Consider the following 13322-nt stretch of genomic DNA (forward strand, 5'->3'; position numbering starts at 1 on the left):
TGACATGAGCCGGACCACCGCCCCGCTCGCCCCGCGGGCCGCCACCCCCGCCGCGCTCCTCGCCCCCCGGGTGCGGGGCCGCGGCGGGCTCGCCGCCGGGCTCGCGGTGCTGGCGGCCATGGTCCTGGCCGCCGCCCTCGCCCCCCTCCTGGCCGGGCACGACCCGCTGGCCACCGACACCTCCGCCACCGGCCTGCCGCCGGGATCCCCGGGGCACCCGCTCGGCACCGACCAGCTCGGGCGGGACCTGCTCTCCCGCATGCTGTACGGCGCCCGGTACTCGCTGCTCGTCGGCGCGTCCGCCGCCCTCCTGACCGTCGTCGCCGGGACGGCCCTCGGCGCCGCGGCGGCGCTCGCGCCCCGCTGGGTCGACGCGCTGGTCACCCGCGTCGCCGACGCCCTGCTGGCGCTGCCGATGATCCTGGTCGCCCTGACCCTCGCCGCCGTCGCCGGGCCGTCCCCGGCCACCGTGGTGCTGGCGATCGCCGCCACCGGCTGGATGCCGGTCGCCCTCATCGCCCGTGCCGAGGTGCGGGCGCTGCGCGAGCGGCCGTTCGTGCGCGCCGCCCGCTCCCTGGGGCACTCGCGCACCCGCGTCCTGCTGCGGCACCTGGTGCCCAACGCCCTGCCGCCGGTCGCCGCCGTCGCCGCCTTCGAGGTCGGCCACGCCATCCTGACCGAGTCCACGCTCAGCTTCCTCGGACTCGGCATCCCGCCGAACATCCCGAGCTGGGGGAACATGCTCACCGACGCGCGCGCCCTGCTGCTCACCGGCCAGTGGTACACGGTCGCCCTGCCGGCCGGGGCCATCGTGGCCACGATCATCGCCGTGAACGCCGTCTCCACCGGCCTGGAGCGCCCCGGCGCCGGGGAGGGGAGGACCTGGTGACCGCGCCCGTCCTGGACGTGTCCGGCCTGCGGGTGGACGTCGGCGGCCGCCGCGTCGTCGACGGCCTCGACCTGGTGCTGCGCGCCGGGGAGGCGACGGCCCTGGTGGGGCGCAGCGGCAGCGGCAAGAGCCTGACCGCGCGCGCCCTGACCGGCCTGCTCCCCGAGGGGGCCGCCCGCTCCGGTGCCGCCCGGTTCACCTCCTGGGACGGCACCGCCGCCGACCTGCTGTCGCTGCCGCCCGGCCGGATGCGCGCCCTGCGCGGCCCCGGAATCGGCCACGCCTTCCAGGAGGCGCAGGCCAGCCTCAACCCGACGGTCACCGTCGGGGCGCACCTGAAGGAGGCCCTCAAGGCGCACGGCGCCGAGCGGAGCCGGCGGCGGGCGCGGGGCCTGGCCGCCCTGCGCGGAGCCGGGCTGGAGGATCCCGAACGCCTGTGGCGGGCCTACCCCTTCGAGCTGTCCGGCGGCCAGGCGCAGCGCGTGGCCCTGGCCCTGGCCTGCGTGCTGGAGCCGCGGCTGCTCATCGCCGACGAGGTCACCTCGGCCCTCGACCCCCTCACCCAGGCCGCCGTCCTGGACGTGCTGCGCGCCCGCACCGGGGCGGGCGGGTCGCTGCTTCTGATCACCCACGACCTGGCGGTGGCCGCGCGCTGGGCCGACCGGGTCGCGGTGCTCGACCGCGGCAGGATCGCCGAGGCGGGTCCAGCGGACGAGGTGCTGCGCTCCCCGCGGCACCCCTTCACTCGAGAGCTGGTCCGCGCCGCGGCGCCCGGCGGACGCGACGGGACCCGCCCCGCCCCCTCCGGGCCGGCGGCCGGTGCTCCCGCCGCGGTGGCCTCCCGGGCGGCCGGAGGCGCCCGGTGAGCGCCGCGATCGAGTTGGCCGGGGTGGTGCGCCGCCTCGGGGCCCGCCGACGCCGTGTCGAGGCGCTGAGCGGCGTCGACCTGGTGGTCGGGGAAGGGGAGGCGGTGGCCGTCGTCGGTCCCAGCGGCTCCGGCAAGTCGACCCTGGTGGGGGTGGCCGGGCTGCTCGACCGGCCGCAGGAGGGGCGGGCGGGCGCGTTCGGCGTGCCCGACGTGTGGGCCCTGCCCGACCGGGAGCGGCGCGCGCTGCGCCGCCGCTTCGGCTGGGTGCCCCAGGACGCGCTCAGCTCCTTCGACCCCCGGCACACGGCGGGGCGGGCGGTCGCCGACGCGCTCCCCGCCGGGACGGGGCGGCGGGAGGCCGCCGTACGCGTCGCCGAGCTGCTGGAGCGGGTCGGCCTGGACCCGGCTCTCGCCGGGCGGCGCCCCACCGGCCTCTCCGGGGGCGAGCGGCAGCGGGTGGCCCTGGCCCGGGCGCTGGCGGTGCGTCCGTCGGTGCTGCTGGCCGACGAGCCCACGAGCGGCCTGGACGTTCTGGCCCAGGAGCGCGTCCTGGACCTGCTGCAGGCCGAGGCGCACGGCCGGACCCTGGTGATGGTCACCCACGACCTGCGGGTGGCGCGGCGCATGGCCGACCGGATGGTGGTGCTGGAGGACGGGCGGCCGGCGGCCGATGTGCCCGCCTCCATCGGCCTGGAGGAGGCCGAGCGGCGCGCCCCGGTCCTGGCGGGGATGATCGCGGCGACGCCGTGACCCGGCCCCTGATCCCGGGAGGGCCGGGCCAGGGCGTCCCGGGATCAGGGGCCGGGGGAACACGGAAGCGGGCCGCCGTGGCGGCGGCCCGCTACGCGTCGTCCGGGGAGGCGGTGCGCCTCCCCGGGGACTGGCCTACTCCCCCCGGATGCGGCACGAGCCGGGGAGATCACTCCGAGCGCTGGCTGGGGATCCCGGCCAGAAGCGCCCGCACTTCCGTCTCGCGGTATCGGCGGTGGCCGCCCAGCGTCCGAATCGAGGTCAGCTTGCCGGCCTTGGCCCAGCGCGTGACGGTCTTGGGGTCCACGCGGAACATGGTGGCGACCTCGGCAGGGGTCAACAGGGGCTCCGCCTCGGGCGTGCGAGTTGACATGTGTACGGCCTCTCCTCCTGGATCTGTGTGCCGATCCTGAGCCTTAATCCTGGCACCTGGCCCGGATGTCCAATATTGCCCTCTAGGTCTATATTGGCATCACCCGAGGTGATTGCACAGCCACTTAACGCGACTTGGTCTGATGGGAGGCCCCAAAGTCGCCCAAGTGCTGCGTCACGCTGAGTGATTCTAGCGACACGTTTAGTGGCATGTGGCGTATTCGGTCAAAACTTCGTTCTCCGGCCCTGTTTTTCTCGATCCGGCGGACCGAAAGTGCTACGGCGGACCGTGCGCTAACCCCTCCGAGTCGGGCCGCCGCGGGGGATGTCCGCAGGTCGTGCCCTGGGGGCCGGGTCGGCTCGGGGAAGGGGCCGGTGACCGGTGTCCAGGTCTACTCCCATCGACCGCCCCCTTGCGGCATGCCCGGATCCTCCGCGTGGCACGGACTCCCGGTTACCGAGAGTGCGCTCGGTGACCGGTTGGACACAGTCTATGTGGTTGTCTATCGACTGGTATGCCCACTTTCGTCGGCGATGATGCCGACTTGGGAAGCTCGCCCCGGCTTGACCTGGCCTGACGTGCGAAGAAATTAGTGGCACTGCGTGAGAAACCTGGTACACCAGGTTGCCCCCGGGCGTGGCGCGGGGTCCCGGACGCGAGGGAATCTCATGTTCGGACGCGCCGGAATCACACGCGGACCGTGCCGACACGTGACCGTCCGTTGCCCTCCGCGATGCCCCCGGTCCGCCGCGATCGACGGGGGTCCGGCTCGGGCCGGGGGCTAGTTGGCGTGCTCCAGGGCCTGGACCGCCTTCCAGCGCCCGGTGACCCGCTGGTACATCGCCACCGCCAGCTCGTCCTCGCCGTTGTCCAGCCCGTTCACGGCGGCGTCGATCTCGGCGACCGACTCGTCCTCGCGCAGCGCCTCGTCGTCGAGCAGGTACACCAGGCCGCCGTAGTCCAGCTCGAGCAGCGCCTCCGGGTGCGCCACCGCCGCCAGCCAGTCCTCCAGCCGCTCGGCGCCGGCCAGCGGGGCGCTGTCGCCCACGTGCTCCTGCAGCACCCCCACCACGCGCTCCAGACGCTCACGGGCGCGCGCCACCTCGGTCACGTACAGCAGGACCCGCGGCGGCGCCGCGACCGAGTCCGCGCCCCGGTCCAGCATCAGGCACCGCTCCTCGGGGGCGAACGGCGCGAACCACGGCAGCGGGACCGTCCAGGTGCTCGTCAGGATGCGGGTGCGCAGCGGTTCACCGCGCTCGCGCCAGCGGCGGAAGGCCTCGTCGGCGTCCTCGCACACGCTGTCGGGGAGATAGGCCGGGCGCAGCCGGGCCGGGGTCGCGTCGCGGAACTCGCGCAGCCCCAGCCAGGAGCGCAGCCGGGTCTGCCACGGGCAGATGTAGGTGCGCCCGCCCATCCGCCGCACGTAGGCGTCGCCGCTCTCGGCCCGGGGGGCGGGGACCGGCGGCGCCGACGCCAGCCGCCGCAGGCTGTCCCGGTGCTCGGCCGCCAGCGCCTCGACCCTGCGCGGCCGGTCCGCGGAATCGGCGTACTCCTTCCAGTACGCGCGCTCTGCGCTGGGAAACGCCTCCAAGGGCTGGTATACGCGGAGATAGGCGGTGTAGGGCAGCACGATCGCATCCTGGCATACGACACGGCGGCGGGGCACCCGTCCCCGGGCGGCCCGTGTGCGGTATCGCGTCCGTTAGGCGTGGGCGGCGTAGGCAGGTCGGTTGTAAACCGGGTACGGTTGTATCCGTACGTAAGCTGGCGCCAGTCGTCAGTGCGCTGACGGTCGTCAGCCCGGCATTGCGGTTTTGCTAGTGATCTGGGGTTTACCCATTCGTTGAGGGGGTCGAGCCAATGGGGCGCGGCCGAGCCAAGGCCAAGCAGCAGAAGGTCGCTCGGAGGCTGAAGTACAGCACCGGCGGGACCGACCTCGATCGGCTGCGGTCGGAGCTGGGTGTCGCTGAGGACGAGAACGGGGCGCCGTCGGATTCGGCGGGGGGCCCGGATCAAGAGCCTTACGACGACCTGGTCGAGCGCTACGCCGATCTGGCGGAGCGGTACTCCTCGCCCGACGGTCCCTCGGATGAGGGGTCCGGCCGCTCAGAGGACGTCCGCTAGCAGCCCGCGCGCACGGGCGTACGGGCGCGCAGACAGGCATAGCCGGGCCGAGCCGCTCCGGTGGGTCGTTCCGGCCATGCCTGTCTGCGGAAGCGCAGGAGGGGCGCTCCCCGAGGGGAGCGCCCCTCACGCGTGCTCCCGGTAGGACCCGTGCATGCGCACCCGGCCCGACCCCTCCGTCACGGTCCCGGCGCGCCAGGCGGGCACGCCCCGGTCGGCCAGCAGCTCCAGCGCCGCGTCGGCGTCGGCGCCGTCGACCAGGGCCGCCATGCCCACGCCCATGTTGAAGGCGGACTCCATGTCCGCGCGCTCGACGCCGCCCTCATCGGCGATCAGGCCGAACACCGGCTGCGGAGCCCAGGTGGAGCGGTCCACGTCGGCGTCGGCGGTGGGCGGAAGCGAGCGCTCCAGGTTGGCGGCCAGCCCGCCGCCGGTGATGTGCGCGAAGGCGTGCACCCCGACCCGCTCGGCCAGCTCCAGGCAGTCCTTGGCGTAGATGCGGGTGGGCTCCAGCAGCTCCTCGCCGAGGGTGCGGCCGAACGCGGGGACGTGCGCGCGCAGGTCCAGCCCGGCGGTGTCCACCACCCGGCGGATCAGCGAGTAGCCGTTGGAGTGCGGGCCGGAGGAGGCCATCGCGATCACGGCGTCGCCCGGGCGCACCCGGTCCGGGCCCAGGACGGCGTCGGCCTCCACCACGCCGGTGGCGGCCCCGGCCAGGTCGTACTCGCCCGGCCCCATCGCCCCCGGGTGCTCGGCGGTCTCGCCGCCGATGAGCGCGCACCCGGCCCGGGCGCAGCCCTCGGCGATGCCGCCGACGATCTCGGCGACGCGCTCGGGGACCACCTTGCCCACGGCGATGTAGTCGGTCATGTAGAGCGGTTCGGCCCCGGCGACCACCAGGTCGTCCACCACCATGGCCACCAGGTCCTGCCCGATGGTGCCGTGTGCGTCCAGCTCCTGGGCGAGCATCACCTTCGTGCCGACGCCGTCGGTCGAGGTGGCCAGCACCGGGGCGGTGTACTTGGACACGTCCAGCCGGAACAGCCCGGCGAAGCCGCTGGCGTCGGCCATCTGCTCGGGCCGGGCCGTGCGCGCCACGTGCCGCTTCATCAGGTCGACCGCGCGCTCTCCGGCGGCGATGTCGACGCCGGCGGCGGCGTAGGCCGACGGGGACCCGGCGGGGTCGGCGCCCTGTGCCACGGGAATACCTCTCAAGGTCGTCAACGGGGGCGGTGCGCGCCGGACCCGCCGCGGGCCCGTGCGCGGTCGGCCGCTCAGGCCGGCGAGCCCGCCTTGGGCGCGCCGCAGGCCTTCTCCAGCAGGTACTTGCCGCGGGAGGCCTCGTCCACCTCGATCGGGTACACCCCGTCGAAGCAGGCGCGGCAGAGCCGGTCCTTGGCCACCTCGGTGGCGGCGACCAGCTCGTCCAGGCCGATGAAGCCCAGGGAGTCGGCGCCGATCGAGGCGCGGATCTCCTCGGTGCTCAGGTTGCCCGCGATCAGCTCGGCCTTGCTGGCGAAGTCCACGCCGTAGTAGCAGGGCCACATCACCGGGGGACTGGAGATGCGCACGTGCACCTCGGCGGCCCCGGCCTCGCGCAGCATGCGCACCAGCGCGCGCTGGGTGTTCCCGCGCACGATGGAGTCGTCCACCACGACCAGGCGCTTGCCCTCGATGACGTCGCGCAGGGGGTTGAGCTTGAGGCGGATCCCGAGCTCGCGCAGGGTCTGGCTGGGCTGGATGAAGGTCCGGCCCACGTAGGAGTTCTTCACCAGCCCCTGGGCGAAGGGGATCCCGCTGCCGCGGGCGTAGCCGACCGCGGCGGGGGTGCCCGACTCGGGCACGGGGATGACCAGGTCGGCCTCGGCCGGGTGCTCCTCGGCCAGGCGGCGGCCGACCTCCACCCGGGTGGTGTTGACGTTGCGCCCGGCGATGGTGGTGTCCGGGCGGGCCAGGTAGACGTACTCGAACAGGCAGCCCTTGGGCTCGGCGGAGGCGAAGCGCATGGAGCGCACGCCCCGCTCGTCGATGGTGAGCATCTCGCCCGGCTCGATCTCGCGCACGAAGGTGGCGCCGACGATGTCGAGCGCGGCGGTCTCGCTGGCCACGGCCCAGCCGTTGCCCAGGCGTCCCAGCACGAAGGGGCGGATGCCCTGCGGGTCGCGGGCGGCGTACAGGGTGTTCTCGTCCATGAACACCAGCGAGAACGCGCCCTGGACCGTGGGGAGCAGCTCGAGCGCCGCCTCCTCGGTGGTGCGGCCCCCGCCCTGGGCGAGCAGGTTGGTGAGCACCTCGGTGTCGGTGCTGGCGCCGAGCCGGTCGTTCGGCAGCATGGCCGCCAGCTCGGGCGTGTTGATCAGGTTGCCGTTGTGGCCCAGGGCCAGGCCGCCGTCGCGGGCCGTGTAGAACGTCGGCTGGGCGTTCTCCCACACGGGGGAGCCGGTCGTGGAGTACCGGCAGTGCCCGATCGCGAGGTGGCCCTTGAGCGACTCCAGGGTCGACTCGTCGAAGACCTGGGAGACCAGGCCCATGTCCTTGTAGACGACGATGCGCTCGCCGTCGCTCAGGGCGATGCCCGCGGACTCCTGGCCGCGGTGCTGGAGTGCGTAGAGGCCGAAATAGGTGAGCTTGCTGACTTCTTCGCCGGGTGCCCAGACACCGAACACACCGCATTCGTCCTGTGCGGGGCGCTCGAACGGGTCGAGGTCCATGCTGAGCCGGCCGTCGGGTTGCGACACGCTTTCAGCTTAGTGCCTGCCTGGGCCCCACGTGCCACCCGGGGTTCATTCGGCGCCCCTCAGCGGCAGGAACGCCGCCAGGTCGGCGCGTTCGCCGCTGGCCGCGACCGCGTGCCCGGCGACCGCCGCGTCCCACTCCCGGAGCCCTGCGGCCAGCTCCAGCCAGGTGCGCGGGCCGGTCTCCACGACCCCCGGGGGCGTCCCTCGGGTGTGCCGCGGCCCCTCGATGACCTGGACCGCGCCGAACGGCGGCACCCGCACCTCCAGGCTGTGCCCGGGCGCCCGGGCGCTGAGCTCGTCCAGAGTGCCGCGCACGGCGGCCCGCACGGCGGCCCGCACCGGAGCCGCGCCCCGGGCGTAGGCCTCCAGCACCGCGTCCATGCAGGCCCACAAGGTGGCCTCGGGGCGGTCGGATCCGTCGTAGGGCGGCAGGCCGAGGGCGGCGCGCTGGGCGCCGAGCGCCTCGCGCAGTGCGGCCTGGCGGCGCTGGGCGGCGGTCGGGCGGGAGGGCATGGGGGAAGGGTAATCGCCCTCGCCAGGGTGGTTGCCCTGTCAGCGCCCTCCCTGGAAACTGTCCAGTGGCGGAACTCGTCGCGTCGCCCCGGTGAACACCGGGCGTCCCACGAGTGGAGAGGGGGTGCCGGGCCGTGCGCACTCTGGTGTTCTCCTGTGATTCATGTCCTGTTCGCGAATCTTCCGTTCGGGTACCGGCCGGGGGCGGGCACCGCCCCGGACCAGGTAACGGGCGAAGCGGGGCGGTTAGGATGAACCCGCAGCCGGGGAGGGTCGCCCGGCGTGCGATCCGCGAACGTGCCCGTGCCGACAGTGCGACCAATTTGTCCGAATGATCCCCGTACCATCCCTACGGACGACCCACCCGCACTTCGGGAGTCAAATGTGCGCCTGCGCCTGACACCGCGTGATGACAGCTACTACGAGATGTTCGCCGACTCCGCGAACAACCTGGTCATCGGGGCGCGGCTGCTGGCCGAGCTGATCGGCGACGGTGGCGACCGCGACGCGATCGGCGAGAAGATGCGCGCCTGCGAGCACGCCGGGGATGAGCGCACCCACGCCATCATGCGGCGGCTCAACGGCCGCTCCGCCACGCCCTTCGACCGGGAGGACATCTACAAGCTCGCCTCGTCGCTGGACGACGTGATGGACGCGATGGACGCCGCGGTCGACCTGATCGGCCTGTACCGGCTGGAGCGGCTGCCCAAGGGCATCATCGACCAGGTCGAGGTGCTGGAGCGGGCGGCGGAGCTGACCGCCGAGGCGATGCCCCGGCTGCGCACCATGAAGGACCTGGCGCGCTACTGGATCGAGATCAACCAGCTGGAGAACCAGGCCGACCAGATCTACCGGCGGCTCCTGGCGCACCTGTTCGACGGCGGATACGACGCGCTGACGGTGATGAAGCTCAAGGACGTGGTGGAGGAGCTGGAGGCCGCCGCCGACGCCTTCGAGCACGTGGCCAACACGGTGGAGACCATCGCGGTCAAGAAGTCCTGACCCCTCCCGGGGCCGACGACGGAGTGCGGCCCGCGCCGCGCGGACGCTCCCACAGGTCCACGCGCGGCGCGGGCCGCGTGTCCCGCCGTACGGCCCGCACCCCGTGCGGCGGGACGGGACCGCCTCGGCGCCATCCCCGCGGCCCCGGGGAGTGGGGCGCGGTCGTCCGGTGGCGGCGCCCGGCGGTCCGGCTCTGCTGCGCGCTATCCGACCTGCGGAGCGCGCGAGACGATCAGTGGTGCGGGATCCTCGCCTAGGTAGAAGACGCGGACCCGGTCGCACCGGAAGTCCATGGTCACGTACGAGCCCTCCGGCAGGAGGACGGCGTTCACGCGGGGGTTCTCCCGCTCGATCACGCGCTCGGCCGTGTGGGCGTCGGCGCCCGTCAGCTCGGGCCAGGACTGCTCGCCCTGGCACTGGACGGCGCCGGAGGGATCGCCGGCTCCGGCCTCGGCGGCCCCGGCGGTGGCCGGGAAGAGCGCCGTGAAGGCGGTCGCGCAGGCGAGGACGGAACCCGCGAGGATAACGCGGTTCATTGGTGTTCCCTTCCAACTTGTGATTGCGAGGAACACTGCAGAATGTAGCAACGAATGGCCGTGTTCGCATTACGGCCCGATTACGCGCCCGCCGGCCGGTGTGCGTGCATTGAAATCCGGTAAAGATGGCAGGTGGCGGGCGTGCGTGCCGTCATTGTCTACCGTATGGCGCCCGGATCGTTGAATGTCGCACTAAATTATCGGGCGGTCGCGGTCCGTGAACAACCTGGTCAGGGCGGTGTGCTGGGTGAGGGTGCGCCCGCGGTGGCCGGCGGTGCGATGGGTGTGTCCTTCTTCACACTCCGTGCCGACGGTGTTCCGAACCGGAGTTCCGGGGCTGTGAAGTGGGGATGTTTTCTCCGAGTGGGGCCGGGGAAGATATCCCCGCCCTATTTCGCCTGGGTAACGCATTCACGCGGACGGGATCCCGCCGGTTCCGGAATGAGAAAAGGGCGGCGGGGGCTCGGCCCCCGCCGCCCTCGCCGGGCGCCCGGTGCTCAGCCGAAGCGGCCGGTGATGTAGTTCTCGGTCTCCTGCTCGTCCGGCTTGGTGAAGATCTTGTTGGTCTCGCCCATCTCGATCAGCCTGCCGGGCTTGCCGGTGCCGGCCAGGTTGAAGAACGCCGTCCGGTCGCTCACCCGCGCCGCCTGCTGCATGTTGTGGGTGACGATGACGATCGTGTACTCCTCCTTGAGCTTGTGGATGAGGTCCTCGATCGCCAGCGTGGAGATGGGGTCCAGGGCCGAGCAGGGCTCGTCCATGAGCAGCACGCTGGGCTCCACCGCGGTGGCCCGGGCGATGCACAGCCGCTGCTGCTGGCCGCCGGACAGGCCCGCCCCGGGCTTGCCGAGCCGGTCCTTGACCTCCTCCCAGAGGTTGGCCCCGCGCAGCGAGCGCTCCACCAGGTCGTCGGCGGCGGACTTGCCCATGCGCTTGTTGTTGAGCTTGGCCCCGGCGATCACGTTGTCGTAGATGGACATGGTGGGGAAGGGGTTGGCCTTCTGGAAGACCATGCCCACCTCGCGCCGGACCTCGACCGGGTCCACGTCGGCGCCGTAGATGTCCATGTCGTCGAGCATCACCTTGCCGTCGACGCGCGCGTTGGGGGTGACCTCGTGCATGCGGTTGAGGGTGCGCAGGAACGTCGACTTGCCGCAGCCCGACGACCCGATGAAGGCCGTCACCGACCGGGGCTCGATGGTCATGGAGACGTCCTCGACCGCGAGGAAGTCGCCGTAGTAGACGTGCAGACCGGAGACGTCGATTCGTTTGGCCACTGGTAGTCCTCAGGTGTCTCTAGCGGGTGTCGGTGGGTCGTCGTGCCGGTCAGCGGCCGAGTTTGGGTGCGAACAGCCGGGAGATCAGGCGCGCGGCCAGGAACAGCAGCATGACGATGGCGATCAGCGTCAGCGCCGCGGCCCAGGCGCGCTCCATGTTGACCGCCCCTCCCATGCGCACCTGCGAGTAGATGAACACCGGCAGGCTCATCATCTGCCCGTTGAACAGGTTCCAGTTGATCGCCACCGCCGAGGACCCGGCGGTGAGCACCAGGGGTGCCGTCTCCCCGATAACACGGGCCAGGGCCAGCATGATTCCCGTGGTCAGACCGGCCACGGCGGTGGGCAGGACCACCTTCACGATGGTCAGCCACTTGGGCACGCCCAGCGCGTAGGAGGCCTCCCGCAGCTCCTGCGGCACCAGCCGCAGCATCTCCTCGCTGGAGCGCACCACCACCGGGATCATCAGCACCGACAGCGCGACGGCGCCGGCCGCGCCGTTGGTCTCCCCGGGGCCGAAGAGCGCCATCCACAGCGCGACCACGAACAGGCCGGCCACGATGGAGGGGATGCCGGTCATCACGTCCACGAAGAAGGTGATCGCCTTGGCGAGCCTGCCCCGCCCGTACTCCACCAGGTAGATCGCGGTGAACAGGCCGATCGGGATGGAGATCAGCGCCGCCAGCCCGGTGATGGCCACGGTGCCGACGATGGCGTGGTAGACGCCCCCGGCGTCCATGCTCGGCGTCACGCCGTTCATGGAGACGGTGAGGAAGTAGCCGTCGAGCCGGGTGATCCCCTCCAGCACCACGGTGGCCAGCAGCGACACCAGCGGCAGCATGGCGGTGCCGAAGCAGATGTAGACCACCGCGGTGACCAGGCGGTCCTTGGCCTTGCGGGAGTTCTCCACGGTGGCCGAGGCGGCGCCGACCACCACGGCGTACAGCGCGGCGGTGATCAGCCCGGCGGTCACCAGGTGGAAGGAGCCGAGGGCGAACAGGGCGCCGGAGGCGACGAGCGCGCTGACCGCCAGCACCGCGGGGGGAGCGTAGCGCGGCAGCGAGCCGCCGCGGATCGAGCGCTGGGCCTGCGGCCCGTCACCGGCCGAGCCGGTGGACTGCGGTCGGGTCGTGGTGGTCATTTAGGAGAACTCCTTGCGCCGCGCGACGACGAACCGGGCGCCCATGTTGACGACCAGGGTGATGGCGAACAGCACCAGGCCCGCGGCGATCAGGGCGGAGACGCCGTACCCGGTGGCCTCGGGGTACTGCAGCGCGATGTGCGCCGCGATGGTCTGGTTGCCGCTCTGCAGCAGGAACGGCGAGATCACCAGCGCAGGGGAGAGGATCATGGCCACCGCCATGGTCTCGCCCAGGGCGCGGCCCAGGCCCAGCATGGCGCCGCCGATGACGCCGGGGCGGCCGAAGGGCAGCACCGCCATGCGGATCATCTCCCAGCGGGTGGCGCCCATCGCCAGGGCGGCCTCCTGGTGCCCCTGGGGGACCTGCTTGAACACGTCGCGCGACATGGCGGTGATGATCGGCAGGATCATCACCGCGAGCACGATGCCGGCGCTGAGCATCGTGCGGCCGGTGGTCGAGACCGGCCCGGCGAACAGCGGGATCCAGCCCAGGTAGGTGTTGAGCCCGTCGTAGAAGCCCTGGAGCTCGAAGACGAGGTAGCCGATGCCCCACAGGCCGTAGACCACGCTGGGGATGGCCGCCAGCAGGTCGACCATGTACCCCAGGACGGCGGCGATGCGGCGCGGCGCGTAGTAGACGATGAACAGCGCGATGCCGATCGCGACCGGGGTGGCGATCACCAGCGCGATGGTCGCCGCCAGCACCGTGCCGAAGGCCAGTGCCGCGACACCGAAGGCCGGGTTCTCACGGGTGTTGGCTTCCCAGGACTCGGTGGTGAAGAAGTTGGCGGTGTTGGCGGCCAACGAGTCGGAGGACTGGATGATCAGGAAGGCCGCCACCCCCGCCAGGATCGCCAGGATCAGGATCCCCGACCCGCGGGCGGTATTGGCGAAGACGACGTCGCCGACACGGCGCTTGCCCCGGTTCTGCGGGGGCGCCGTCGCTGACGGGTCCGTGGTGGTCATGTGAGACTCCGGTCGAAATGGGTCACGGTCCGCCCCCGGGCGAACATGGGTTGTCCTCGGTACATGCCATGACAGGGCCGACTACATTCTGGGGTGCCGCCGGGGGCGCTTCGACCACATCCCGACGCGGCGCGCCGCACAC

At 72.5% G+C, this 13322-nt stretch carries 14 protein-coding genes; 5 read left to right on the forward strand and 9 right to left on the reverse strand.

What is annotated here, in order from left to right:
* The first annotated feature begins 4 nt into the window (after nucleotides 1-4).
* From O4U47_RS13880 to O4U47_RS13890, 3 genes are read left to right on the forward strand one after another with little or no spacing between them, the layout of a single operon-like run.
* Nucleotides 5-889, forward strand: coding sequence for an ABC transporter permease (locus O4U47_RS13880; protein WP_270678259.1), 885 nt, complete (start codon nucleotides 5-7; stop codon nucleotides 887-889).
* Nucleotides 886-1755 (forward strand): ABC transporter ATP-binding protein, encoded by an 870-nt coding sequence (locus O4U47_RS13885; protein WP_270678260.1) that lies wholly within the window; start codon nucleotides 886-888, stop codon nucleotides 1753-1755. The genes O4U47_RS13880 and O4U47_RS13885 overlap by 4 nt, the downstream gene beginning before the upstream one ends.
* Complete coding sequence (locus O4U47_RS13890) at nucleotides 1752-2507, forward strand: ABC transporter ATP-binding protein (RefSeq protein ID WP_270678261.1); 756 nt, start codon at nucleotides 1752-1754, stop codon at nucleotides 2505-2507. The genes O4U47_RS13885 and O4U47_RS13890 overlap by 4 nt, the downstream gene beginning before the upstream one ends.
* A gap of 169 nt (nucleotides 2508-2676) precedes the next feature.
* On the opposite strand, the gene bldC is transcribed toward O4U47_RS13890, so the two are convergent.
* Nucleotides 2677-2880: a developmental transcriptional regulator BldC gene (bldC, locus tag O4U47_RS13895; RefSeq protein WP_011293174.1), complete on the reverse strand. Its 204-nt coding sequence runs from the start codon at nucleotides 2878-2880 to the stop codon at nucleotides 2677-2679.
* Nucleotides 2881-3661: 781 nt separating this feature from the next.
* On the reverse strand, nucleotides 3662-4513 hold the full coding sequence (locus tag O4U47_RS13900) for a hypothetical protein (protein ID WP_270678262.1): 852 nt from the start codon (nucleotides 4511-4513) through the stop codon (nucleotides 3662-3664).
* A 230-nt stretch (nucleotides 4514-4743) separates the two neighbouring features.
* On the opposite strand from O4U47_RS13900, the gene O4U47_RS13905 reads away from it, so the two are divergent.
* Nucleotides 4744-5007 carry a DUF3073 domain-containing protein gene (locus O4U47_RS13905; RefSeq protein WP_270678263.1) on the forward strand — a complete coding sequence of 88 codons (264 nt, stop codon included), beginning with the start codon at nucleotides 4744-4746 and terminating at the stop codon, nucleotides 5005-5007.
* Nucleotides 5008-5133: 126 nt separating this feature from the next.
* Here O4U47_RS13905 and purM read toward each other — a convergent pair whose 3' ends face one another.
* The 3 genes from purM to O4U47_RS13920 all read right to left on the reverse strand — a co-directional run bounded on the left by purM (nucleotide 5134) and on the right by O4U47_RS13920 (nucleotide 8258).
* Complete coding sequence (gene purM / locus O4U47_RS13910) at nucleotides 5134-6207, reverse strand: phosphoribosylformylglycinamidine cyclo-ligase (protein WP_270678264.1); 1074 nt, start codon at nucleotides 6205-6207, stop codon at nucleotides 5134-5136.
* 74 nt (nucleotides 6208-6281) lie between these two features.
* Complete coding sequence (gene purF / locus O4U47_RS13915; RefSeq protein ID WP_408638972.1) at nucleotides 6282-7718, reverse strand: amidophosphoribosyltransferase; 1437 nt, start codon at nucleotides 7716-7718, stop codon at nucleotides 6282-6284.
* A 72-nt stretch (nucleotides 7719-7790) separates the two neighbouring features.
* Nucleotides 7791-8258 carry a sterol carrier family protein gene (locus O4U47_RS13920; protein WP_270678266.1) on the reverse strand — a complete coding sequence of 156 codons (468 nt, stop codon included), beginning with the start codon at nucleotides 8256-8258 and terminating at the stop codon, nucleotides 7791-7793.
* Nucleotides 8259-8642: 384 nt separating this feature from the next.
* On the opposite strand from O4U47_RS13920, the gene O4U47_RS13925 reads away from it, so the two are divergent.
* Nucleotides 8643-9260 (forward strand): DUF47 domain-containing protein, encoded by a 618-nt coding sequence (locus O4U47_RS13925; RefSeq protein ID WP_270678267.1) that lies wholly within the window; start codon nucleotides 8643-8645, stop codon nucleotides 9258-9260.
* A gap of 203 nt (nucleotides 9261-9463) precedes the next feature.
* Here the strand turns inward: O4U47_RS13925 and O4U47_RS13930 are convergent, their stop codons facing one another.
* The 4 genes from O4U47_RS13930 to pstC all read right to left on the reverse strand — a co-directional run bounded on the left by O4U47_RS13930 (nucleotide 9464) and on the right by pstC (nucleotide 13180).
* Nucleotides 9464-9796, reverse strand: coding sequence for a serine protease inhibitor (locus O4U47_RS13930; RefSeq protein WP_270678268.1), 333 nt, complete (start codon nucleotides 9794-9796; stop codon nucleotides 9464-9466).
* A gap of 497 nt (nucleotides 9797-10293) precedes the next feature.
* Nucleotides 10294-11073 carry a phosphate ABC transporter ATP-binding protein PstB gene (pstB, locus tag O4U47_RS13935; RefSeq protein WP_270678269.1) on the reverse strand — a complete coding sequence of 260 codons (780 nt, stop codon included), beginning with the start codon at nucleotides 11071-11073 and terminating at the stop codon, nucleotides 10294-10296.
* A gap of 49 nt (nucleotides 11074-11122) precedes the next feature.
* Nucleotides 11123-12214 (reverse strand): phosphate ABC transporter permease PstA, encoded by a 1092-nt coding sequence (gene pstA / locus O4U47_RS13940; protein ID WP_270678270.1) that lies wholly within the window; start codon nucleotides 12212-12214, stop codon nucleotides 11123-11125.
* Entirely contained in the window at nucleotides 12215-13180 is a 966-nt protein-coding gene (pstC, locus tag O4U47_RS13945) for a phosphate ABC transporter permease subunit PstC (protein ID WP_270678271.1), read from the reverse strand.
* Nucleotides 13181-13322 lie beyond the last annotated feature (142 nt).

Origin of the sequence: Nocardiopsis suaedae (assembly GCF_027706745.1) — a bacterium.
Classification (GTDB): Bacteria; Actinomycetota; Actinomycetes; order Streptosporangiales; family Streptosporangiaceae; genus Nocardiopsis_A; species Nocardiopsis_A suaedae.